This is a genomic window from Idiomarina sp. UBA4520 (genome assembly GCF_002388365.1).
GTDB classification, from domain to species: domain Bacteria; phylum Pseudomonadota; class Gammaproteobacteria; order Enterobacterales; family Alteromonadaceae; genus Idiomarina; species Idiomarina zobellii.
In genome coordinates, this window is record NZ_DGMK01000013.1 from 1 (window position 1) to 22582 (window position 22582).

General features: G+C 41.0%; 22 protein-coding genes and 1 pseudogene. All 23 read left to right on the top strand.

Annotated elements, in window-relative coordinates; translation table 11 throughout:
- A pseudogene (locus tag B3850_RS05580) lies at positions 1-222 on the top strand (IS110 family transposase); the annotation flags it as partial.
- Positions 223-537: 315 nt separating this feature from the next.
- Positions 538-1623 (top strand): dTDP-glucose 4,6-dehydratase, encoded by a 1086-nt coding sequence (gene rfbB / locus B3850_RS05585; protein WP_286911502.1) that lies wholly within the window; start codon positions 538-540, stop codon positions 1621-1623.
- Positions 1620-2498, top strand: a complete 879-nt coding sequence (gene rfbA / locus B3850_RS05590) for a glucose-1-phosphate thymidylyltransferase RfbA (protein WP_286911503.1) — start codon at positions 1620-1622, stop codon at positions 2496-2498. The genes rfbB and rfbA overlap by 4 nt, the downstream gene beginning before the upstream one ends.
- Before the next feature lie 6 nt (positions 2499-2504).
- The gene (locus B3850_RS05595) at positions 2505-3557 is read left to right on the top strand and encodes a TDP-N-acetylfucosamine:lipid II N-acetylfucosaminyltransferase (RefSeq protein ID WP_286911504.1); all 1053 of its coding nucleotides are present in this window, start codon (positions 2505-2507) and stop codon (positions 3555-3557) included.
- 3 nt (positions 3558-3560) lie between these two features.
- Positions 3561-4118: an acyltransferase gene (locus tag B3850_RS05600; protein ID WP_286911505.1), complete on the top strand. Its 558-nt coding sequence runs from the start codon at positions 3561-3563 to the stop codon at positions 4116-4118.
- A 9-nt stretch (positions 4119-4127) separates the two neighbouring features.
- Entirely contained in the window at positions 4128-4853 is a 726-nt protein-coding gene (locus tag B3850_RS05605) for an SDR family oxidoreductase (RefSeq protein ID WP_278355526.1), read from the top strand.
- Between the two features lie 28 nt (positions 4854-4881).
- A complete protein-coding gene (gene rffA, locus B3850_RS05610; protein ID WP_286911506.1) occupies positions 4882-6012 on the top strand; it encodes a dTDP-4-amino-4,6-dideoxygalactose transaminase in 1131 nt (376 codons plus the stop codon).
- Positions 6009-7427 (top strand): lipopolysaccharide biosynthesis protein, encoded by a 1419-nt coding sequence (locus tag B3850_RS05615; protein WP_286911507.1) that lies wholly within the window; start codon positions 6009-6011, stop codon positions 7425-7427. Before rffA ends, B3850_RS05615 begins: the two co-directional genes overlap by 4 nt.
- A gap of 90 nt (positions 7428-7517) precedes the next feature.
- Entirely contained in the window at positions 7518-8489 is a 972-nt protein-coding gene (locus B3850_RS05620) for a hypothetical protein (protein WP_286911508.1), read from the top strand.
- A gap of 5 nt (positions 8490-8494) precedes the next feature.
- Positions 8495-9601 (top strand): glycosyltransferase family 4 protein, encoded by a 1107-nt coding sequence (locus tag B3850_RS05625; RefSeq protein ID WP_286911509.1) that lies wholly within the window; start codon positions 8495-8497, stop codon positions 9599-9601.
- A 22-nt stretch (positions 9602-9623) separates the two neighbouring features.
- On the top strand, positions 9624-11222 hold the full coding sequence (locus tag B3850_RS05630; RefSeq protein WP_286911510.1) for an aldolase catalytic domain-containing protein: 1599 nt from the start codon (positions 9624-9626) through the stop codon (positions 11220-11222).
- Between the two features lie 15 nt (positions 11223-11237).
- Positions 11238-11975, top strand: coding sequence for a 3-deoxy-manno-octulosonate cytidylyltransferase (locus tag B3850_RS05635; protein ID WP_286911511.1), 738 nt, complete (start codon positions 11238-11240; stop codon positions 11973-11975).
- Positions 11975-12640, top strand: coding sequence for an HAD family hydrolase (locus tag B3850_RS05640; protein ID WP_286911512.1), 666 nt, complete (start codon positions 11975-11977; stop codon positions 12638-12640). Before B3850_RS05635 ends, B3850_RS05640 begins: the two co-directional genes overlap by 1 nt.
- Positions 12641-12646: 6 nt before the next feature.
- Entirely contained in the window at positions 12647-13840 is a 1194-nt protein-coding gene (locus B3850_RS05645; protein WP_286911514.1) for a hypothetical protein, read from the top strand.
- A 49-nt stretch (positions 13841-13889) separates the two neighbouring features.
- Positions 13890-14924, top strand: coding sequence for a polysaccharide biosynthesis protein (locus B3850_RS05650; protein ID WP_286911515.1), 1035 nt, complete (start codon positions 13890-13892; stop codon positions 14922-14924).
- 2 nt (positions 14925-14926) lie between these two features.
- A complete protein-coding gene (gene wbjC, locus B3850_RS05655; RefSeq protein WP_286911516.1) occupies positions 14927-16063 on the top strand; it encodes a UDP-2-acetamido-2,6-beta-L-arabino-hexul-4-ose reductase in 1137 nt (378 codons plus the stop codon).
- Positions 16060-17214 (top strand): non-hydrolyzing UDP-N-acetylglucosamine 2-epimerase, encoded by a 1155-nt coding sequence (gene wecB, locus B3850_RS05660; RefSeq protein WP_286911517.1) that lies wholly within the window; start codon positions 16060-16062, stop codon positions 17212-17214. The genes wbjC and wecB overlap by 4 nt, the downstream gene beginning before the upstream one ends.
- Positions 17214-18389 (top strand): glycosyltransferase, encoded by a 1176-nt coding sequence (locus tag B3850_RS05665; protein WP_286911518.1) that lies wholly within the window; start codon positions 17214-17216, stop codon positions 18387-18389. The genes wecB and B3850_RS05665 overlap by 1 nt, the downstream gene beginning before the upstream one ends.
- Entirely contained in the window at positions 18376-19317 is a 942-nt protein-coding gene (locus B3850_RS05670; RefSeq protein ID WP_286911519.1) for an NAD-dependent epimerase/dehydratase family protein, read from the top strand. Before B3850_RS05665 ends, B3850_RS05670 begins: the two co-directional genes overlap by 14 nt.
- A complete protein-coding gene (locus B3850_RS05675; RefSeq protein ID WP_286911520.1) occupies positions 19314-19862 on the top strand; it encodes a sugar transferase in 549 nt (182 codons plus the stop codon). The genes B3850_RS05670 and B3850_RS05675 overlap by 4 nt, the downstream gene beginning before the upstream one ends.
- Before the next feature lie 76 nt (positions 19863-19938).
- Positions 19939-21105: a nucleotide sugar dehydrogenase gene (locus B3850_RS05680; protein ID WP_286911521.1), complete on the top strand. Its 1167-nt coding sequence runs from the start codon at positions 19939-19941 to the stop codon at positions 21103-21105.
- Between the two features lie 53 nt (positions 21106-21158).
- Complete coding sequence (locus B3850_RS05685) at positions 21159-22205, top strand: hypothetical protein (RefSeq protein ID WP_286911522.1); 1047 nt, start codon at positions 21159-21161, stop codon at positions 22203-22205.
- 29 nt (positions 22206-22234) lie between these two features.
- Positions 22235-22549, top strand: a complete 315-nt coding sequence (locus B3850_RS05690) for a hypothetical protein (protein WP_286911524.1) — start codon at positions 22235-22237, stop codon at positions 22547-22549.
- Positions 22550-22582: the final 33 nt, after the last annotated feature.

A 22582-nucleotide genomic window follows, 5' to 3' on the forward strand; every position in this document is an offset into this window, starting at 1 on the left:
ACCAAAAAAGGCAATACCAAGCTGAGGACACTGCTGGTGCACGGAGCGCGCTCTGCGCTGCGGGTAGCGCAACAACGTGATGACCGACTGAGCCTCTGGGCACAGGATGTTGCCAAACGCAGGGGCAACAATGTTGCCGCAGTGGCACTGGCCAATAAGCACGCCCGGATAATCTGGGCGATGTTAAAGAATAAAGAAGATTACCGAATGGCTGCTGCTTAACAGCAACAGCGTTTAGTAAAAGAGCAAAGCGAAGGTTCATTCCTTCCGGGAGTTGCAAACGTAAGCAGGATGGTAAAATAGGGTAAACCGACGGCAACTGAGACTGGATAGCCTCAGTACACTCAGTACGTTAGCCTGATAAGCCAGTTGCCGTGCGGAGTTCATCCAGGCCAGGTGCGCAAAGCGCACCATAAACAGGCCGTATATATGCGAGCGCCCCGACATTTACCACAGGCTCACGTTGCAAAAACGGGAGGGGACCATATATGACGCTATTGCGTCAGGTTAGATATCTAAATTAATAAAATGAACTCTATGAAAATATTAGTTACAGGCGGTGCAGGCTTCATAGGCTCAGCGGTTATCCGCCACTTAATAAATGACACTAACCACAGCGTGGTCAATGTCGACAAGCTCACCTACGCAGGCAACTTAGAAAGCTTGGCATCCGTCAGCAACAATAAACGCTACGCATTCGAGCAAGTCGATATTTGCGACGCTAACGAAATAAAGCGAGTATTCGAGCAGCATCAGCCAGATGTAGTCATGCACTTAGCGGCAGAGTCTCACGTGGACCGCTCCATTGACGGCCCCGGTGAGTTCATGCAAACCAACATTATTGGTACGTATACTCTGTTAGAGCAGGGAAGAGCTTACTGGCAAAACTTGCCAGAGAATCAAAAGGCTACCTTTAAGTTTCACCATATTTCTACTGATGAGGTTTACGGCGACTTACCGCATCCGGATGAGCAAGAAGGTGAACTCCCACTATTCACCGAAACCACAGCCTACAAGCCCAGCTCACCGTACAGCGCTTCAAAAGCCAGTAGTGATCATTTAGTCAGGGCCTGGCATCGGACTTACGGACTGCCGACGGTTATTACTAACTGCTCCAATAATTACGGGCCATATCACTTCCCAGAAAAACTCATTCCGCTCATGATTTTAAATGCCTTAGACGGTAACCCCTTACCGGTTTATGGCAAAGGCAACCAAATACGGGACTGGCTGTATGTGGAAGACCATGCCCGAGCATTAGTCAAAGTAGCAACAGAAGGCAAAGTTGGCGAAACTTACAACATTGGTGGGCACAACGAAAAGCAAAACATTGAAGTTGTCACCACCATTTGCGACATACTTGATGAGTTAGTACCCACTAACAGCTCGTATAAAGACTTAATAACGTACGTTGAAGACCGCCCCGGCCATGACATGCGCTACGCCATTGACTCAACAAAAATTAAAAAGGACTTAGGCTGGGTACCTGAGGAAACATTCGAGTCCGGTATACGTAAAACAGTCCAATGGTACTTAGACAATCAGGAATGGTGTCAGCGAGTGCAGGACGGAAGCTACCAGCGAGAGCGGCTAGGAAGTGCGCAGTCAGGAGAAGTGGCATGAAAGGAATAGTATTAGCAGGCGGCTCAGGCACACGCCTATACCCAATAACAAAAGGTGTATCGAAACAGTTACTACCTATTTACGACAAGCCAATGATTTACTATCCGCTGTCGGTACTAATGTTGGCGGGTATTCGTGAAATACTCATTATTTCCACACCAGAAGACTTGCCAAACTTTGAAAAGCTATTAGGCGATGGTTCACAGTTCGGTATAGAGCTTAGCTACAAAGAGCAACCAAGCCCCGACGGCTTAGCTCAAGCCTTTATCATTGGCGAAGAGTTTATTGGTGATGACAGTGTATGCTTAGTACTTGGTGATAATATTTACTATGGGCATGGCTTTAGACCTAAACTGCTAGACGCTGTAAAACGAACTGAGACAGATGGTGGAGCAACCGTATTTGGCTACCAGGTAAAAGACCCTGAGCGTTTTGGCGTGGTGGAATTTGATAACGACAACAAAGTCTTGTCAATCGAAGAAAAGCCGACCCAACCAAAATCAGATTTTGCTGTCACTGGTTTATACTTTTACGACAATGATGTGGTTGAGATTGCCAAAAATGTTACCCCGTCGGCAAGAGGCGAGTTAGAGATAACGGATGTTAATAAAGCCTATTTAGACAAGGAAAGTTTAAATGTTGAGCTTTTGCGTCGAGGCTTTGCTTGGTTAGATACGGGTACACATGAGAGCTTGCTGGAAGCTGCGCAATTTGTTGAAACTATCGAAAGACGGCAAGGCTATAAAATAGCTTGCTTAGAAGAAATTGGGTTCAATCAAAAATGGTTATCTGAATCACAGTTACTAAATAACGCTGAACAGTTAAAGAAAAATGGATATGGTCAATATTTGTTAGACTTGGTAAAAGGCAATTAGACAGCCGTGATACTTCATATTGCGAATCTGGATAAATTCATTCCCCCCTTCATTAAATTTGTAAATGAAAACTTTGATGGTAAAGAACACCTATTTTGTGTTTTAGGTAACAATAAAAAATATCCAATACCTCAGCAAAATAATCTTAAAATATCCAAACCCACACTAATTGGTGCTTTAAAACATTATGCGCGAGTTTTTAGGGATATTCAGTGTGCAGAAAAGGTAATTTTGCATGGACTATTTGATGTTCGTCTAATCATTTTACTTTCATTGATGCCGTGGGTTTTAAAGAAGTGTTACTGGGTTATTTGGGGTGGCGATTTATACTCTTATCAGAAGCCAAAACTAAGGAAAAGAGATAAAGTTAAAGAGATGCTCAGAACTTTTGCCATAAAGCGTATGGGCTACTTGGTGACTTATATACCTGGTGATGTAGCCCTTGCAAGGGAATGGTACGGTGCTAAAGGCCAATACAAAGAATGCATAATGTACGTTAGCAATATTATGGATGAAAAATTCATCGCAAACGAGTTCGAACGGAAAGAACCAGCGAATGAAGCTATAAATATTATTGTTGGGAACTCTGCGGATCCAAGTAATAACCATATAGAAACTTTAACAAAGTTAGCTGACTATAAAGAGGCTGACATTCGCTTATTTGTTCCCTTGTCTTATGGCGATAAAAAACACGCAGAAAAAGTCATATCTTATGGCAGACAAGAGTTTGGAGAAAAATTTGAACCCTTAACGAATTTTATTCCATTAAATGAATATCTAAACATTCTTAGAACAACCGATATAGCAATTTTTAACCATAAGCGCCAGCAGGCAATGGGAAATACAATTACCCTTTTAGGTATGGGTAAAACAGTTTATATGCGACCAGATTTCACGCATACGCAGTTTCTTAGCTACCTAGGCATTACATTTTATGATGTAGCTAATTTTAAGTTAGAGAAGCTAGATGACGAAGTCGCAACACGCAATCAACATATTATTTATAAATATTTCAGTAAAGAGAATCTGGTTAAACAGTTAAAATATATATTTGAGTGATTTATGGCATATTTAACAGAAAGTGAATTAAAGAATAAAGGCTTCAAGCATGTAGGAGCAAATGTGCTGATTAGCGAAGATGCCCGTATATATAACCCAGAATTAATAAGTATAGGTGACAATACACGTATCGATGACTTTTGCGTCGTTTCGGGGGCAGTTAGTTTTGGTCGAAATGTGCATATTGCACCGCAATGCCTAGTAGCGGGTGGAGAAAAGGGAATAACTTTCTCTGATTTTTCAGGACTTGCTTACCAATGCCAAGTATTTGCCCAGAGCGATGATTATTCTGGCCAAACCCTGACCAACCCAACTGTTCCTGCAGACTATAAAGCTGAAAAAAAAGCTCCGGTAGTTCTTGGGCGACATGTAATAGTAGGGGCTGGTAGCTTGATATTCCCTGGTGTCACTATAGCTGATGGGTGTTCAGTGGGAGCCCTTTCCTTAGTAAATAAAAGCACTGAGTCATGGGGGATTTATGTTGGTAACCCTGCCAAGAGAGTTAAAGAGCGAGACAAAGGGCTGCTCGATTTGGAACAACGCTACTTAAGCAAAGGGTAAAGTTTTACGATGAATATTAAAGCAAAGATCGCATTAGTTACAGGTGGAAGCAAAGGGATTGGATTAGAGATATCAAAGCGATTAGTTGAGAAAGGTGTAAAAGTTATAAGCTTGACTAGAACTACTTATAAACCTATTCAGTCTAACTTTTTTGAAGAATTCAATGTTGATTTAAGCCATGACGATAGCGGTGAAAGGGTTTTAGATTACTTGCGACTGAATGAAATCAGCGAAGTATCTTATTTGGTCAACAATGCGGGGGTGACCAAAGACTCTTTAATCGAAAAAATGAACGTCGGTGATTGGAATACCGTTCTAGATTCAAACTTAAAGTCTGCTTTTCTTATTACTAAATCCTTACTCCCGTTGTTACGCGAGTCAGATACTCCAAGTATAGTAAATGTCAGTTCCATAATTGGTAATGTAGGAAATATAGGACAGTCTAATTATTCAGCTTCGAAAGGTGCTTTGGTGTCACTGACAAAAACCTGGGCTAAGGAGTTTAATAGAAAGGAACAGAAAATCCGAGTGAATAGTGTTTCGCCTGGGTTTATAGCAACAGAGATGCTTAAAAGTGTCCCTGAAAAGTTTTTAAATAAGGTTACAGAACAGACCCCGTTGGGTCGATTGGGAACCGCAAGAGATGTTGCTGATGTAGTTGCATTTCTTCTAAGTGATGAAGCAAAATTCATTAATGGAGCTGACGTGCCCGTTGATGGTGGTTTAGTCTGGTAGTTCAACATTGAGTTGGTGAGTATTTTTAATGATTCCATTTAATAAACCACCTCTGACAGGTGACGAAGTTCGGTACATTACAGAAGCGTTACAGTCCAATAAAGTTTCGGGTGATGGCCCTTTTGGAAAACGCTGCCAGCAATGGTTTGAAGAAAAGCTACCAACAAAAAAGGCTCTTTTAACACCTTCTTGTACCGCAGCGCTTGAACTTGCTGCGATTCTTATAGACATTCAGCCGGGTGACGAAGTCATAATGCCGAGTTATACGTTCGTCAGTACGGCTAACGCATTCGTGTTACGAGGGGCAAAAATCGTATTTGTTGATATACGCCCCGATACAATGAATATTGATGAAACACTAATTGAGTCAGCGATTACTGAAAAAACTAAAGCAATAATCCCCGTCCATTATGCTGGTGTTGGTTGTGAAATGGATGTGATTATGGATGTTGCGAATAGGCATGGTTTATTTGTTGTGGAAGATGCAGCTCAAGGCATGATGAGCTCTTATAAAGGGAAAGCGTTGGGCACGATAGGCCACCTTGGTGCTTTTAGTTTTCATGAAACTAAAAACTATACTAGTGGTGGGGAAGGTGGATTGCTGATTATCAATGACGACCGCTTCAAACAACGAGCTGAGATCATCCGCGAGAAGGGAACAAATCGCAGTCAGTTCTTCAGAGGAATGGTTGATAAGTATCAATGGGTTGATGTTGGAAGTAGTTATCTACCTAGTGAATTACAAGCAGCGTATCTTTGGGCTCAGCTTGAAAGTGCAGGAAAAATTAATGAGGCTAGATTAAAAGTTTGGCACAAATATCTTTCAGAATTAGCTACCTTAGAAACCAGTGGCTTTATAGAGCTACCCACTATTCCTGAAAGCTGTATTCATAACGCCCATATGTTTTATCTTAAGGTTTCAAATTTGGAAGAGCGTTCTGAATTGATCAAGTTTCTTAAAGAACAAAAAGTAATGGCTGCTTTTCATTATGTTCCTCTCCATTCCGCAAGTGCAGGTAGTCGTTTTGGACGCTTTCATGGGCAAGACAATTACACGACTCAGGAAAGCGAGCGTCTTGTTCGCTTGCCATTATGGTATGGCATGACAGAGCAAGATCAAAATCAGGTTATTTGCGCTATTAAAGAATTTTACGCGTGACACCAAGAAAAATCCTCAGTTTTGCAATAGGTCCTGTTGGCGGGGCCCTTCTCGGACTTATAACCCTACCTTTAGTCACTTGGTTTTTTGCTCAAGAAGATGTGGGGCGCCTGTCAATGCTTCAAGTGACTTTAAGTTTTGGCGTGCTGCTGTTCAGTCTTGGGTTAGATCAAGCCTATGTAAGGGAATTTCACGAGCGAGAGGATAAACCCGCATTGCTCAAACAGGCTGCCGCGCCAGGATTATTACTGCTTGCATTTACTATTACAGTTTTATTATGTTTTGGTGAGCTAATTTCAAACTTATTGTTTGAAGTTCCTGCGGTCCACCTGAGCCTTCTGGTTACGCTTGCTTTGTTAGCCAGTTTTACGTCACGCTTTTTATCGTTAGTTTTGCGCATGAACGAACGCGGACTAGCCTATTCAATGAGTCAGCTTTTACCAAAATTGCTACTTGTTTCTATAATTGGCTTATACGTATTATTTGGGGCAGATAAAACCTTAACAAACTTAGTCGCGGCAATGACTGTTTCTTTCGTCGCAGTAACATTGGTATTTGCGTGGAATACTCGGGAAGAGTGGTCGAAGGCGGTGTCCGCGCCTTTTAATCTAAACGAAGTTAAATCGATGCTGAGATTTGGTCTTCCACTAATTCTAGGAGGGCTTGCTTTCTGGGGGCTTACAGCACTTGATAAAGTATTTCTCCGCACATTTTCGAGTTATGAGGAGTTGGCGGTATATTCCGTTTCCGTCAGCTTTGCTGCGGCAGCTACTATATTTCAAAGTGTTTTTTCGACCGTATGGGCACCTACAGTTTATAAATGGGCAAGTTCAGGCGAAGGATTTGAAAATGTTGAAAAGGCAACACGTTTTGTTCTGGCTATAGTTGTACTCTTATTTTGCTTAGCAGGCCTATTTTCCTGGGTTGTAACTTATTTACTTCCAACCGCTTACAGCTCCGTGCAATGGATTTTAGTCTCCTGTTTAGGATTTCCTCTTCTTTATATGCTTTCCGAAACTACAGTAGTTGGTATTGGCATCTCTCGGCGCAGCTCTTTCGCGATGTTAGCTGCGTTAATTGCGTTTGGGGTGAATGTAGCAGGTAACTTTTGGCTCATACCTATATTTGGTGCTAAGGGGGCGGCAGTTAGCACGTGTGTTTCCTTCTTAGTATTTTTCGTATTACGAACTGAGTTTTCCATATATTTATGGCGAAAAATGCCTCGTGGATTTCTGTATACATATACTTCTTTGTCCGTTTTTTTTGCTTGTATCTTTACTTTGTATGGTAATGATATCGGCAAGCCAATGTCAGTCGCTTGGGGCGTTTTGCTGTTGACTGGTTTCGCTAGCTTTAGGCGAGAGTATCTATCAGCTTATAAATTTTTTCGTAATAAAATTAAGGTTTCCTCTTAAAATATATAGGTTTTTCTTGTGAGATAGCTTTTAAAACTGCTAATTTTTAATTTAATAACGACAGTATTATCAAATAGTAAGGAAGTATGGGTGGGGGTAGGTTTCAAAAAAGAAAAAATATTTAGTGTACTTATAGTATTCTCGGTTTTTGTTTTAAGTATAATTATATCTCCCTTTTATGTTTTAGAAGATCAGGAGGTATATAGGAAAGTCTATTCTGAGATTCAGGGTAAAGGCTTGATTGAGGCGTATGCCATATATAAGAGCCAAATTTTTACTAATGAAATCGGTCACTTTTTTTTAATATGGTTAATATCAGATTATTTCGATAAAGATTTAATAATGGCCTTGATAAATTCTGCGCTTGCATATTTTTCAATTAAAATCCTAAGGCGGTATGGTGCTCATTTTTTAGTTGTTTTTAGCGTAGTTGTTTTAGGTTACTACTCTTGGGTTTTATTTCTGTCTGCCGAGCGTTTGAAGATATCTGTTGCTTTTTTGATGGTTGCTATTTATTTGTCTGTTAACGGAAAAAGAAAATCATCCTTTTTTTTATACCTTTTCTCTTTAATTACTCACCTTCAAAATTTAGTTGTAGTTTCAATTTTACTCGTCGGAAACTACTTTAATGATGTTAAGAGAGCGCTTTTCTCTGGAAGGGTTTCGAGGAAGAACCTAATATTTTTATCAATATCATTTTTTTCTCTAATTATAGTTGCCGCTTTCTTTTCTTCTCATATCCTATCTAAAATATCTGCTTATAACTCAGATAAGAGCTTTGTTGATTTCTTGAGAATATCTCTATTTTTGTTTGCCTCGTTGTATTACGGCCATAGGGACGTGGGAAAGGTGGTTTTGATCTTTTCTGTCCTTTATGTAGCTATATTCTTTGTTGGCGGTGAAAGAATAAATATAATCGGTTATTATGTTTTTCTTTATTTTTGCCTTAGAAAAAGGCAGGGGATTAATGTTGGCTTTTTCTTGGTTACCGGGTACTACTTTCTTAATCTTATTAATTATTTGTCAAATGTCTTTCAATGCGGCTCTAATAACCCTTGTTAAAAATTATGAAAAATAAAACGATTTTGATAGCAAATACGCCTTCCCATTATAGAAAGGAAATTTATAAGAAGCTCTCAGAGCTGGGGGTTGATTTTTACTTTTCCGATTTGGATACTTCCATTAAGTCAATGGATGTTAAAGAGTTAAGGAGTAAAGCTGAAATTGGAAATTATTTAGGTAAGGAAGGTCAAGTTCATTTTCTACAAGGAGCTGTCAGGAAAAGCTTACAGTATGATTCAATCATTGCTGTTGGAAATTTTAAAAGTATACATGTTTGGTTAATCTTGTTTATTTCTATTTTTAGTAGAAAAAAGATCTATCTATGGACTCACGCTTGGTATGGGAGAGAGACTTTTTTTAAAAAACTTCTTAAAAGAATTTACTTTAAACTGTCTGAACAGGTTCTTACTTATAATGAGAAAGCTAAAGAACTAATGGTCAATGAAGGCTTTGAAGAGTCAATTATCACACCAATATATAACTCTTTAGCGTCTGATTTTCAAAAAGAAGTTCGACACCATCTTTTGGCTAGTAACGAAATCAAGCTTGGGTATGAATTCAATAGGTCTCGACCTTACTTCCTTTTTATTGGCCGAATAACTGATAATAAGAAACTATCACTCGTGCTGGATGCAATGAAGTTGATTGAAGATAAAAGTTTTGATTTTAGAGTGGTAGGCCCGGAGGTAGATAATGGTTTTCTACGGAAAAAAGCATTAGAGCTAGGCCTTGCGGATCGGGTGAAGATCGAAGGTGCAATATATGACGAAGCGGTTTTAGGCAAATTTATTGGGAATGGAATTGCTTGTATTGCCCCCGGTAATGTAGGGCTGACAGCAATACACTCTATGACTTTTGGTACACCTGTGATAACTCATAGCTGCTATGAACTACAAATGCCAGAGGTTGAAGCTGTCATTAATGGCCAGACTGGTTGCTTATTTGACTACGGCTCAACGAGAAGTTTGGCTGAATGTATGATAAAGATCTTGAGATATAACCAAAGAGAATATGAAGCTATTAGCCGTAACTGCATGAATCTAATCGATTCTAAATGGAACACGGAAAATCAAATTAAAATTTTCAAAAGGATTCTGGGAGTTACCAGTTAAAAGTTTTTCATAGGAGTATATAGTGAAACTATTGGATTGCACACTTCGAGACGGTGGCTATTATAATAGCTGGAATTTTCCTGTAGATGTCGTTTACGAATATCTAAATGCGATGTCTGCTAGTGGGGTAGATGTCGTTGAGCTTGGTCTTCGTTCACTGAAGAATCAAGGCTTTAAAGGGGCTTCAGCTTACACTACAGACGAGTACTTAGACAGACTGCCAATTCCAGAGAACTTAGAAGTGGCTGTGATGGTTAATGCTTCTGAGCTAGTTGGTAAACATCCGCTTGAAGATTGCTTGCTACAACTATTTCCTCAAGCAATGTCGAATAGCCCTGTAGACATGGTTCGTATAGCTTGCCATGTTCATGAGTTTGAAAAAGCTTTACCGGCGTCCACTTGGTTGAAGTCGAAAGGTTATAAAGTTGGCTTTAATTTAATGCAGGTTGCGGATAGGACAGACGAGGAAATATCAGCCCTTGCTAAGTCGGCCGCTAATTATGACCTAGATGTACTGTATTTTGCGGACTCTATGGGAAGTATGACCCCTGAACATTGTACAAAGATAATTAGGTTATTAAGAAAATATTGGAAGGGGGCTTTAGGCATTCATACCCACGACAATATGGGGTTAGCTCTTCAAAACACGATGGAGGCTTTCAATGAGGGGGTTACTTGGTTAGACTCAACAGTAACTGGCATGGGACGAGGTCCTGGTAACTCTAGAACTGAAGAGTTGGTGATTGAGGCGGCAGAAAAAAGAAATAGCCAAGTTAACCTTATTCCTATTATGTCTATTATTCGTCGATATTTCCAGCCACTGAAAAACGAATATGGTTGGGGCTCTAACCCTTATTATTATCTTTCAGGAAAATACGGTATTCATCCAACTTATGTTCAGGAAATGCTGGCTGATCCAAGGTACAGTGAAGAAGATATTTTAGCTGTAATTGAACATTTGCGTACTGTTGGTGGTAAAAAATTCGATCCTTCAGCGCTGGGTGTTGCTCGCCAGTTTTATTTCGATAAGCACGAGGGATCATGGTCCCCTGTTGATACATTTAAAAATAGAAATGTTCTTCTTCTTGGTAGCGGTCCGGGAGTTTCGGAACATAAAGCAGCGCTTGAAAGCTATATAGAAAAAGAGCGTCCTTTAGTTTTGGCATTAAATACTCAGACGTCTGTAAAAGCCGAGATGATTGACTTTCGTTTGGCTTGTCATCCGGTGCGGCTATTAGCGGATTGCGAACGACATACTAAGTTACCACAACCACTAATTACTCCGTTTTCGGCACTTCCGTCAGATGTTCAACAGTCCTTATCCAGTAAAGAAGTATTTGACTTTGGTTTAAATGTAGAAGACGGAAAATTCGAATTCGAAAATACGTACTGTACTTTACCTAATTCTTTAGTTTTTGCCTATGCACTAGCCGTAGCAACTAGTGGTCGGGCGAAGAACATTTTAATGGCCGGGTTTGACGGTTATGGCGCGGACGACCCGCGAAGTCAAGAGATGAATGAGCTTCTAGAGCTATATCAAAAGAGTGAAAAGTCAGTTCCATTAACTGCAATTACGCCAACACGATATGGAATGCATAGCGAATCTATCTATGCGTTATAAAAGGGTAATTTTTGTATGCGAAGTGTTGTTCTAATTCCTGCTCGCTTTAGCTCGAGCCGATACCCAGGAAAGCCTCTGGTTAACCTTTTAGGTAAACCTATGATCATATGGGTAGCTGAACTTTCTGAAAAGGCGGTGGGACGAGATAACGTCTATGTCGCGACAGAAGATAAAAAAATAGCTGATGCAGTAAAGGAGGCTGGTTTTCAGGCTGTAATGACCTCAAGTGAAGCGTTAACGGGAACGGACCGTTTAGCCGAAGCTGCTATGCAAATTGACGCAGACATTTTTATAAACGTGCAAGGTGACGAGCCGTTAGTTGATCCGGAGGACATTTTAAAGGTGAGGGATGCCAAAATTAGCGATACTAGCGCCATTATTAATGGGTTTAGCTGGCTATCCGAAAGTGAAGACCCTCACAGCGTAAATATTCCAAAAGTAATAACTAATGAGAAAAATGAGTTAGTGTACATGTCACGCGTGGCTTTACCGGGCTTTAAGGATCATACGCATGCGCCAGTAAATTACAAAAAGCAGGTTTGTATTTATGCATTTACCAAGAATGAGTTGAATGCTTTCAGGGAATTTGGTCGAAAAAGTGAGTTGGAGCAGAGTGAGGATATTGAGATCCTGCGATTCTTAGAGCTTGGCAAAAAGATCAAGATGATAGAGACACGGCCGGGTAGTTTAGCTGTAGATATACCGAGTGATGTTGAAAAAGTTGAGAGTGCTCTTAGGGATAATCTCCAATAATGAAACTTAATGTAACAAGCTACTCGACACTGGTATTTGACTGCGATGGTGTTGTTCTTGACTCGAACAAGGTAAAAACCGAATCATTTTATAGAGCAGCTCTTCCATATGGAGAGAGAGCAGCAGATGAACTGGTTGAGTATCATGTAAAGAACGGCGGAGTGTCGCGTTACAAGAAATTCTCCTACTTTTTAGACCACATTGTTAAGAAGCCTTCTGAGATCGCCCTTAAGAGGTTACTAGATGATTACGGTGCTAACGTTTGGGATGGGCTGAATAGTTGTTCTATAGCTCCGAACTTGGAAAGGCTCCGCAACAAGACACCCGATGCTCGTTGGCTAATTGTATCAGGAGGGGCTCAGTCAGAGCTAAGAGAGATCTTCAAGATGCGGGGGCTCAGTGGTTGGTTTAATGGTGGTATTTTTGGTAGTCCGGATACTAAAGAAGAGATTTTGAGCAGAGAACTAGAGTGCGGCAACATTGTTAGGCCTGCTCTTTTTATCGGTGATAGTAAGTATGATTTTGAGGCAGCTAAATCAGTTAGTTTAGACTTCGTTTTTTTAAGTGGCTGGAGTGAAGTAAAGGATTGGGAATCATGGGTAGCTGAAAATAGTATTTGTGCGACTAGAAATATGGAATCTTTAACGAGCCTAGAGCGAGAGTAGTTGAAAGTGCCAAAGGAAAAACAGCTCAGTGATTACATAAATGAGCTTACATTATATTATGGTGCACGCCCTGAAAGGCAGTACGATGGTATGTCAAAAGCATTAAGTCTACTTTTATGGTGGCTAGTAGCATTCCCAGCTTTATTTACTATAACTGCTATTTATTCCTTTATTCTTTTTATATTTCCTAGAAAAGTGGACAGACACGCTAAATGTGAAGCTAAGATCTGCGTTGCTAGAACGTTTGCGACTTCCAGTAAATTAGGTTTCCTTGAAGAAGAATCCGTAAGATTTTTTTCAGAGAACCCCTTTAGCAAGTTAAATAAGAGCAATATCTACAACTTACCGTTTAAGCATCGACTGATAGCCTTTTTTAGATCTTTTTCTGTTTTTTTCAAGGATTTCCCCAAGCTTAGTAGCGAAGCGTCAAATTACTTGCCATTACGCGACTCCTTTAGAGCGATAAAGTTATACATTCCCCGGTTTGCTCACAAGGTGAATTTTACTTCGTACTTTTCGGAACTTCTTGATCTTTATAACCCTACTGCAGTAATAACCGGTAACAAGGAAGATCGCTTTGCTTTATCAGAACAAACTATCTGCAAGGAGAAAGGTATTAAGCTGGTTTGTTATCCGCATGGTTTGGAGTATGCAATTCAATTGCCGAGAGGAGTGGTTGGAGACGCATTCTACTGCTATTCACAGGCTACAAAAAAGTATTATGAAGAGATTTATAAAAGCTTTGATCAAACCTTTATATATTCTCCAGAGGTTGTACAAAAACTTCTGGGGCGTCAGGTTGAAAAGAAAAACGTAGAGAGAAGGGTTGTGTTTTTTCCTGAATCTAGAGGAAAGGACATTAACCTCATGATAGTATCTCTCCTACTTGAGAAAGGACTAGACGTATACCTAAAACTACATCCGTTAGACTCAGCAGATAGTTACATTGAGCTAGGCTTGCCTTCTGAAAAAATTATTGAAGACTTTAATCAAGCTATATTAGGTAATGTGATTTTGGCTAGAAAGTCTACGGTCCTGCTAGAAGCTATATATTCGGGAAGTTTGTCTTGCGCTCTACTGTTTAATTCGGAAGATAACAAAGCGTTTCATGAGCAGTTTCCATCATTGTGGGATGACCGAATTAAACAGGTAACAGATATAGACGAACTGATGCAGTGGTTAAGTTCAAAGCTAGATTAACCTTTAATTTTAGTTCAGGGTTTCAAAGTTATTTATAGGTGAATTTTTAATGTTTCAAAATAAAACCCTCCTCATAACTGGTGGGACAGGTTCGTTTGGAAATGCAGTCCTGCGTCGGTTTCTTGATACGGATATTGCTGAAATACGAATTTTTAGCCGTGACGAAAAAAAGCAGGATGATATGCGCAAAGCATATAATCATCCTAAACTGAAGTTTTACATTGGCGATGTGCGCGACTATCAAAGCGTCTTAAACGCAACTCGTGGTGTTGACTTTATCTACCATGCGGCTGCTTTAAAGCAAGTTCCGTCTTGCGAGTTTCACCCAATGGAAGCTGTAAAAACAAATGTGGTGGGTACTGAAAACGTCCTAGAAGCGGCTATTCAAAATGAAGTTAAAAGGGTTGTTTGCTTAAGTACAGATAAAGCTGTTTACCCTATTAATGCAATGGGTATTTCAAAAGCCATGATGGAAAAAGTTATGGTGGCTAAATCGCGTAACGTAGATGAGAATAAGACCGTTATTTGCGGGACTCGTTATGGCAACGTTATGGCTTCTCGCGGCTCGGTAATTCCTCTATTTGTTGACCAAATTAGAAGTGGTAAATCAATCACTATTACGGATCCTAACATGACGCGTTTCATGATGACTTTGGACGATGCAGTCGACTTGGTGCTATACGCATTTGAACACGGGACGAACGGCGATATTTTCGTTCAGAAGGCTCCAGCTGCGACTATTGAAACGTTAGCAAAAGCTATTTTGTCCTTCGTTGATAAAACAGAACATCCCATTGAAACTCTAGGCACACGCCACGGTGAGAAGCTTTACGAAGCGCTTTTATCGCGGGAGGAAATGGTTTGTGCAGAAGATATGGGTGACTATTATCGTGTACCGCCCGATCTTCGAGACCTAAATTACTCTAAGTATGTTGACCAAGGCGATAATAGAATAGAGCAGGTTGAAGACTATAATTCCCATAATACTGAGCGCTTAGATGTTGAGGGAATGAAACAGCTATTGAATAAACTACCGTTCATGCGTGCGTTCGCAAATGGCGAATATATTAACCCAGAAGGTTAGTTATGAAGTTACTGATTACTGGCGCAAATGGTTTTGTTGGTAAAAACCTCACTGCTCACATCGATGAAATGGAAGGTATTGAGTATGTTAAGTTCACGAAAGACCATAAAGTATCTGAACTTAACGAATTGCTAAAAGGTGTTGACTGCGTTATTCATTTGGCAGGTGTGAATCGACCTGAAAATAAAAGTGAATTTTTTGAAGGAAATACTGACCTTACAAAAGAGTTACTAAAGACATTAAGCGAGCAGCCCAAACCCTTACCGGTTATTTATAGTTCGTCTATTCAGGCTGAACGTGATAATGCTTATGGTAAAAGTAAGCGTCAAGCAGAAGAATTAGTCAAAAGTTACGCAGAAGATAATGCCACGCCTGCAAAGGTTTACAGACTAGCTAATGTGTTTGGTAAGTGGTGTAAACCAAACTATAACTCAATGGTAGCAACCTTTTGTCATAATATTGCTCGCGACCTTCCTATACAAGTCAACGATGCCGACGCCAAAGTTAAACTTGTTTATATTGATGATGTAGTCAAGGAGTTCATAGGAGCGGCATGTGACCTAGTTTCCGGTAAGAATAAAAATGAACAAAACGAGAAGCTAAGTGAAGTGCTTCCTGTTTATGAGCAAACAGTAGGTAGCATTGCAGAGCAACTGCGTTTATTCAAAAACAGTCGCGACACTCTTGTTACAGAGAAGGTTGGCGATGGCTTTACCCGGAAACTGTATTCAACTTACGTCAGCTATTTACCCAAAGACCGCTTCTCATACGAAGTACCTAAACATGGCGACGAGCGCGGTGTTTTTGTTGAAATGTTAAAAACTAAGGACTCGGGACAGTTTTCATTTTTTACTGCTCATCCGGGAGTGACCAGAGGTGGGCACTATCATCATACAAAAAATGAAAAATTCCTGGTTATAAAGGGCAAGGCACACTTTGGCTTTCGTCATATGGTGACTAACGAATACCACGAACTTTTTACCAGTGGCGATAAACCAGAAATAGTGGAAACAGCCCCTGGTTGGAGTCATGACATTACTAATGTCGGCGAGCACGAAATGGTTGTGATGCTCTGGGCGAACGAGATATTTGATCGTGATAATCCTGACACTTACTACGCACCGGTAAAGCTTTCATGAAAAAATTAAAAGTAATGACTATTCTGGGGACACGCCCAGAAATAATACGTCTGTCTCGCGTTATGGCAGCGCTAGATCAGGTAGTGGAACATAAAGTCGTTCATACTGGTCAAAACTACGACTATGAATTGAACGATGTCTTTTTTGAAGAGCTTGGTGTACGTCAGCCCGATCACTTTTTAAATGTTGATACCTCTTCGTTAGGTAAAAGTCTTGGCGAAATTTTAATAAAAACAGAACAGGTTATTCTTGAAGAGAAACCTGATGCTGTTTTGGTCCTAGGTGATACAAACAGTGCTGTAGCCACTATGATGGCAAAACGAATGAAAGTACCTACCTACCATATGGAAGCAGGTAACAGAAGCTTTGACGCCAATGTTCCAGAAGAGATTAATCGCAAGCTGGTCGATCACTTAGCAGATTTCAATCTTGTTTACACAGAACATGCAAGACGACATCTTTTGAGTGAAGGGCTCTCCCATCGCTTTATTTACCTTACCGGTTCGCCGATGCGAGAGGTTTTAGAGCATGTATTACCTTCAATTCAGAAGTCTAATATTTTGGATACCCTGAAGCTTGAGAAAAATAAATACTTTATTGTTAGCGTTCACAGAGAAGAGAATGTGGATAGTAAAGAGAACCTCAAGAGAGTCGTTGAGTGCTTAAGCACTCTATATGAAACCTATGGTTACCCCGTTGTTGTCTCTACACACCCTAGAACGCGAAATAGGCTAGAAAAGCTCGGGTTGACTGAGGACTTAGAAGGTATCCAGTTCTTAAAACCTTTTGGCTTTTTTGATTACAACAAGCTGCAAATGGATGCATTTTGTGCTATTTCCGACAGCGGAACTATAAGCGAAGAGTCTTCAATTTTAGACTTCCCTGCCGTGACATTACGCCGCTCCATTGAACGCCCCGAAGCGCTCGATACCGGTGCTATAGCGTTAACCGGCTTGGATAAGCAAATGCTCGTTGACGGAGTTCGCATAGCTACAAGCTCTCGCGATGTCTTTTCTGATACAGAACGTGAAACTCCGGAAGAATACAAAATTCGAAACACTTCAGAGCGAGTTGTTCGTTTAATTACTGGGACTGCGAAATTAACTCCGCATTGGAAAAATATGGACTCATTTAGTCGGTACGATTGGTAATGCTTAAAAAGAAGTATGATTTAGCGATTATTAACCGATCCTTTTGGCCTGTTTACCCTGTCGTTGGGGAGGGGCTTCTCAGGTTGGCGGAAAGTCAGGCAAAAAATAAGAAAGTAATCATTTATTCTCAGGGAAAAGAAAAGCTGTCTAAGCTTTTCTCGAAATACTCCAGAGGCGAGGGGCTAGATTCAAAAACTTTCTTAAAGCCCGCCAAATCGGACTCAAGTTTGTTGAAAAGAATAGCAGAGTCTATTTTCTTTATGTTTTGGGTGTTAGTTCAGCTAATTCGAACTAGGCCAAAAGTTGTTTATATTTCAACTGATCCCCCCATCGTAGTCCCATTTATTGTATCGATATACAGCAGACTTTTTAGTGCTCAATATATCTATCACCTACAAGATATTCACCCTGAAATTACCTCTATATACCTAAAAAAAAGCAGCTACCTCTTTAAGATTGTAAAGGCTTTAGACAACTTCACGCTAAGGCACGCTCGAAGGGTGTTGGTACTCTCGGATGAAATGAAGCGCACGATAAAATCGAGAACAGCTTTAAAAGGAAATGTTGAAGTTATCGCGAACCCAGCGATAGATATTACTCAAACTAAAGCTACCAGAGAAGATAGTACCCTAGCTTTTTGCGGTAATGCAGGCAGGTTGCAGCGCATTCCCCTTTTAATTGAAGCAATATCAGAATATTTAGATCAAGGTGGCAAATTAAAGTTCGAGTTTATTGGCTCTGGAGTCTACTCAGATGATCTCCAACGACTGAGTGAAACTTATAGTGGTGTCACATTCCATGGCTTCTTACCCCCAGATGTAGTGGCTAATATGATGCCTAGATATGCTTGGGGCTTTGTGCCGCTCGAAGATGAAGTGACTAAATATGCATTTCCAAGTAAAACGTCAAGTTATGCCGCCTCAGGTGTTCCAATATTGGCAGTCTGTGGGAACAATACAAGCTTAGCTCGTTGGGTTAATTCAAAGAAGATTGGATTGGTCGTTGAGCCATCAAAGGAAAAGTTGCTTAACTTTTTGAATGAATATGAAAAAGGAAATATTAACTTCTTTTTAGGCACTGAGGTTACCAACGCGATCTCAAAAGAGCTCAGCTTTGACGTATTTGTGACCAAGCTAAATGCTTTTCTAGAGGAAACTCCAGATGATACTTATTAGTGGAGCGACTGGCTTTGTCGGAAGTGAGCTTCGAAAAGAACTGATAAGGCTAGGCTATTCAGTGAGGGGAACATCTAAAAGTACAAAGCGGGATGGTGTTCACCCTGTTCCTCTTGAGACAAAAGATTGGACCCCGGTTCTTAAAGGCGTTGATACAGTTATTCATTGCGCGGCTTTAGCTCATGTTGAGTCATCGGGCGATGAAGCTTTTATTAGAAAGGTTAAAGAATATAACGTTCACGCGCCTCATCGTTTAGCGAAACAAGCTAAAGAGTTGGGTGTAAAGCGGTTTATTTTTTTGAGCTCAGTAAAAGCTCTTGGGGAGTCAACCTCTCCGCTCACTCCATATACCAACAGAAGCGAATACCTACCAGAAGATTTGTACGGTGAATCAAAACGAGATGCTGAGTTGGTCCTAAAGGAAGAGCTATCAGGTTCTCAGACTGAGCTAGTTATAATCCGACCACCGCTCGTTTATGGTCCTAATGTTAAAGGAAACTTCAAGGCTTTGATTAGTTTAGCTAATCGAAATCTACCTTTGCCACTTGGGTCAGTGAATAATAAAAGGAGCTTGGTTGCGTTAGACAACTTGGTCAGTGTGATTACTAAGTGTGTTCGGCATCCAAGAAGACTGAACGAAACCTTTTTGGTAAGTGATGGTTATGACATATCCACGAAAGAGTTATTAGAAACTTTAACTCGTGCTCAAGGTAAAAAGCCGAAACTTTGGCCTTTCCCTGTAATTGTAATGAGTTTTGTAGCGAGGATGCTAGGGAAAAAAGCCATTGCCGACAGATTGTTTGGAAACCTACAGCTAGATATTTCTAATACAAAACAGGTTTTAAACTGGGAGCCTCCTTTGAGTTTTCACCAAGCGATACAAAACTGTATTGATTCAGAAACAACTAGCGGTAAATTAAAAAAATGATCAGACTACTTGATTTCATTCTTTCCTTGATTGGTTTGGTCGTTGGGCTGCCAATACTTGTGTTGCTCACTTTGATAGGACTTTTTGACACGGGCTCTCCCTTGTTCAGACAAGAACGGGTCGGTAAATACAAAAGGCCTTTTATATTAGTGAAGTTTAGAACTATGAAAAAGGATACTGCCTCAGTTGCTAGCCACTTAGCAAACGCATCATCAATTACAAAATTTGGTCGCTTTTTGCGCCGAACAAAGTTAGATGAACTACCTCAACTTTGGAATGTTTTAAAAGGGGAAATGAGTCTCGTTGGACCACGACCCGGGCTCTTTAATCAAGAGGAACTTACTAAAGTTAGAGAGAGTAGAGGTGTATTTAATGTTCGACCAGGTATAACAGGGTTGGCACAGGTGAATGAGATAGATATGTCTGCGCCTGAATTACTAGCTGAGACTGATCGGAAAATGATTGAAACCATGAATGTTAAAAACTATTTTAAATACATTTTAATGACAGTGACTGGTAAAGGCTCTGGCGACCGTATTCGCTAAACTTTTAGGCTGGTTATAGAAATCAATTTTCAGAGAAAACTCTACTAAAAATGGTTCCAGGGAAAGATTAGATATTATGAAAGTAGCAGTAGCCGGAACAGGGTACGTTGGCTTATCAAACGCGGTGTTACTTGCACAACAAAACGAAGTTGTCGCAGTAGACCTTGTTAAAGAAAAAGTTGACTTAATTAACTCAGGCCAATCGCCTATAGAAGATAAAGAGATTACCGAGTTTCTGCGCGACCGTCACTTACATCTAAAAGCGACGGTAAGTCCTGAAGAAGCGTACGCTGACGCTGACTATATCGTTATTGCAACCCCTACAGACTACGACCCCGACACCAATTACTTCAACACCAGTAGTGTCGAAGCTGTTATTGCTCAGGTTAAGCAAATAAACCCGAATGCCGTAATGGTCATAAAGTCGACCATTCCAGTCGGTTATACCCAAATGCTGAAAGAGAAAATGGGAACCGATAGCATCATTTTCTCGCCGGAGTTTTTGCGCGAAGGGAAAGCCCTATATGACAATCTGTACCCTTCTCGTATTATTGTCGGTGAACGCTCAAAGCGAGCAGAGGTGTTTGCAGAGCTTTTAAAAGAAGGGGCGATTAAAAAAGACGTACCGACGCTGTTTACCGATAGCACTGAAGCCGAAGCGATTAAGTTGTTTGCGAATACGTACTTAGCCATGCGAGTGGCTTATTTTAATGAACTAGATACATACGCAGAAGTTCACGGCTTAAACACGAGACAAATTATTGAAGGTGTTGGCTTAGACCCACGCATTGGTGACCACTACAACAATCCAAGTTTTGGTTACGGCGGTTACTGTTTGCCTAAAGACACTAAGCAGCTATTAGCTAATTACCAGGATGTTCCGCAAAATATGATGCGTGCAGTGGTTGATGCGAACCGTACCCGTAAGGACTTTATTGCGGACAGTATTATTGCTCGTAAGCCAAAAGTGGTGGGTATTTATCGATTAGTGATGAAACAGGGCTCTGATAACTTCCGTGCCTCGGCCATACAAGGCGTGATGAAACGCATTAAGGCCAAAGGCATTGAAGTTATTGTTTATGAACCAGTGTTAGAAGAAGATAAATTCTATAATTCGCGTGTCGTCAATGATTTTGGCGAATTCAAAGCTGAAGCGGACGTGATAGTTTCAAACCGTATGGCACCAGAGCTTCAGGATGTCGCTGACAAAGTGTATACACGAGATTTATTTGGAAGTGATTAGTCGCTAGCATCTGATGCGTAGGTGGCATTTTTAAAAAGCACAGGGTATAAGCAATGCAAACCATGACACTACAAAACTATACTGGTGCATCATTGCTTAACGCACGACAGTTAAACCTGTCTATGAGCTTAATGCTTGGGGAGCAAACGCGCCCTAAGCAACTGACTAAGCAGCAGCTCATGCAATTGCTGAATGTGCTGGAATCACTGGCTATGTCATCGAAGGTGTTGTTTGATGGCTCCATACAGCAAGGTGATAAACAGCAACTTAAAGACCATAACTATCTCTACCGCGACCTTCTTAAAGAAACCAGTTTGTTTGCAACCGACCAATGGTTAGGTTGCTGCCAGCAGGCCGCTGCGCAGTCCGCATTACTGATTAAAGAATGGTTGGAAAGCCCCGAGCGCTGGTCAGAGCAATCGCCCGTTGCGCAAAAAGACGCCGAGAGCTTTAAACACGCACTACTGGAAGGCTTTACCCAAAAGTTTACCGACAGACGCAAGCTGGCTAAAAACACATTAACGGATAATAACTTCCGCGGTGCAAAATGTGTCGCCGGTTTATTGGTGACTATTGCCGAGCAAGCCCCTTTTGACCAACTCACCGTTTCTGACTTCACGCTTGCGTTTAACCAGGCAGCGCAAAGTGATGATGACACTTCTCATAAAACCGGACAGTTAGTCTCCGGGCTTATAGACCGCTTCCGCGTCAACTTTGTGAATGAATTAGCTGCACAGCATAATGCAGTTTATGTTGCAGCACCCGCCATTGAAGAACTAAAAGCGCAACAAAGTGCACTGCTTTGGCGCTACTTAGGTAACCAACTGCAACAGCAGTCGAGCCTGAATGAGCTGCAAAGCTTGTCGCAAACTGAATCGGAAGCGCTTCAAAGCTTTCCGTATGCCTACGCATTGCTGATGCAGAAGAAAGTCACCAGCCCCTCCAAACTCCTCGATTTACTCTTCAAAGTCCGTGATGACGCTGCTATAGCCCAGCAAGCCAAAGAAGAGCAAAGCGGGAAACGGTTCGTGCATGAATGGAGCTTAGAAGAGTTTCAGGACATGCACGCGGCCTTTTTGGCGATACCTTTGCCGCAATAAACAACCACAAAACCTCGTGGCACGATAACTTGTTAAACATAGGTCGTTCATGCCTACCAGCACTGTTGTCTGTAGGCTCGGCAGGCTTAGGTATCGTGATACCGGAAAGTGCGGTTGAAGGCACGGTCGCTGTTAGTATGGCATCTGCCGGTGTGGCACTTGAAAATGCGAATCGGTCTAGTGGCAATAGCGCGAGTGACAATAAAAGCATAAAGCTTTACCGTGATAACTACATGCGCTGGAACAAACTACTGGATAAGGCCGCTACTCAGAACTCAAGAGGTATGTCTTTGCAGGGACGGGTAGAAGATATTTTTGGTGTGCTGGTGGTAAGCTCATTTTAACCACACGCTATCGTAGCTTTTTTGGAAGTTAGC

Excerpts from the sequence above, each read along its gene's own strand:
- rfbB (WP_286911502.1), top strand. The coding sequence starts at position 538 with ATGAAAATATTAGTTACAGGCGGTGCAGGCTTCATAGGCTCAGCGGTT.
- rfbA (WP_286911503.1), top strand. The coding sequence starts at position 1,620 with ATGAAAGGAATAGTATTAGCAGGCGGCTCAGGCACACGCCTATACCCA.
- B3850_RS05600 (WP_286911505.1), top strand. The coding sequence starts at position 3,561 with ATGGCATATTTAACAGAAAGTGAATTAAAGAATAAAGGCTTCAAGCAT.
- B3850_RS05605 (WP_278355526.1), top strand. The coding sequence starts at position 4,128 with ATGAATATTAAAGCAAAGATCGCATTAGTTACAGGTGGAAGCAAAGGG.
- rffA (WP_286911506.1), top strand. The coding sequence starts at position 4,882 with ATGATTCCATTTAATAAACCACCTCTGACAGGTGACGAAGTTCGGTAC.
- B3850_RS05625 (WP_286911509.1), top strand. The coding sequence starts at position 8,495 with ATGAAAAATAAAACGATTTTGATAGCAAATACGCCTTCCCATTATAGA.
- B3850_RS05635 (WP_286911511.1), top strand. The coding sequence starts at position 11,238 with ATGCGAAGTGTTGTTCTAATTCCTGCTCGCTTTAGCTCGAGCCGATAC.
- B3850_RS05640 (WP_286911512.1), top strand. The coding sequence starts at position 11,975 with ATGAAACTTAATGTAACAAGCTACTCGACACTGGTATTTGACTGCGAT.
- B3850_RS05650 (WP_286911515.1), top strand. The coding sequence starts at position 13,890 with ATGTTTCAAAATAAAACCCTCCTCATAACTGGTGGGACAGGTTCGTTT.
- wbjC (WP_286911516.1), top strand. The coding sequence starts at position 14,927 with ATGAAGTTACTGATTACTGGCGCAAATGGTTTTGTTGGTAAAAACCTC.
- wecB (WP_286911517.1), top strand. The coding sequence starts at position 16,060 with ATGAAAAAATTAAAAGTAATGACTATTCTGGGGACACGCCCAGAAATA.
- B3850_RS05665 (WP_286911518.1), top strand. The coding sequence starts at position 17,214 with ATGCTTAAAAAGAAGTATGATTTAGCGATTATTAACCGATCCTTTTGG.
- B3850_RS05670 (WP_286911519.1), top strand. The coding sequence starts at position 18,376 with ATGATACTTATTAGTGGAGCGACTGGCTTTGTCGGAAGTGAGCTTCGA.
- B3850_RS05675 (WP_286911520.1), top strand. The coding sequence starts at position 19,314 with ATGATCAGACTACTTGATTTCATTCTTTCCTTGATTGGTTTGGTCGTT.
- B3850_RS05680 (WP_286911521.1), top strand. The coding sequence starts at position 19,939 with ATGAAAGTAGCAGTAGCCGGAACAGGGTACGTTGGCTTATCAAACGCG.
- B3850_RS05685 (WP_286911522.1), top strand. The coding sequence starts at position 21,159 with ATGCAAACCATGACACTACAAAACTATACTGGTGCATCATTGCTTAAC.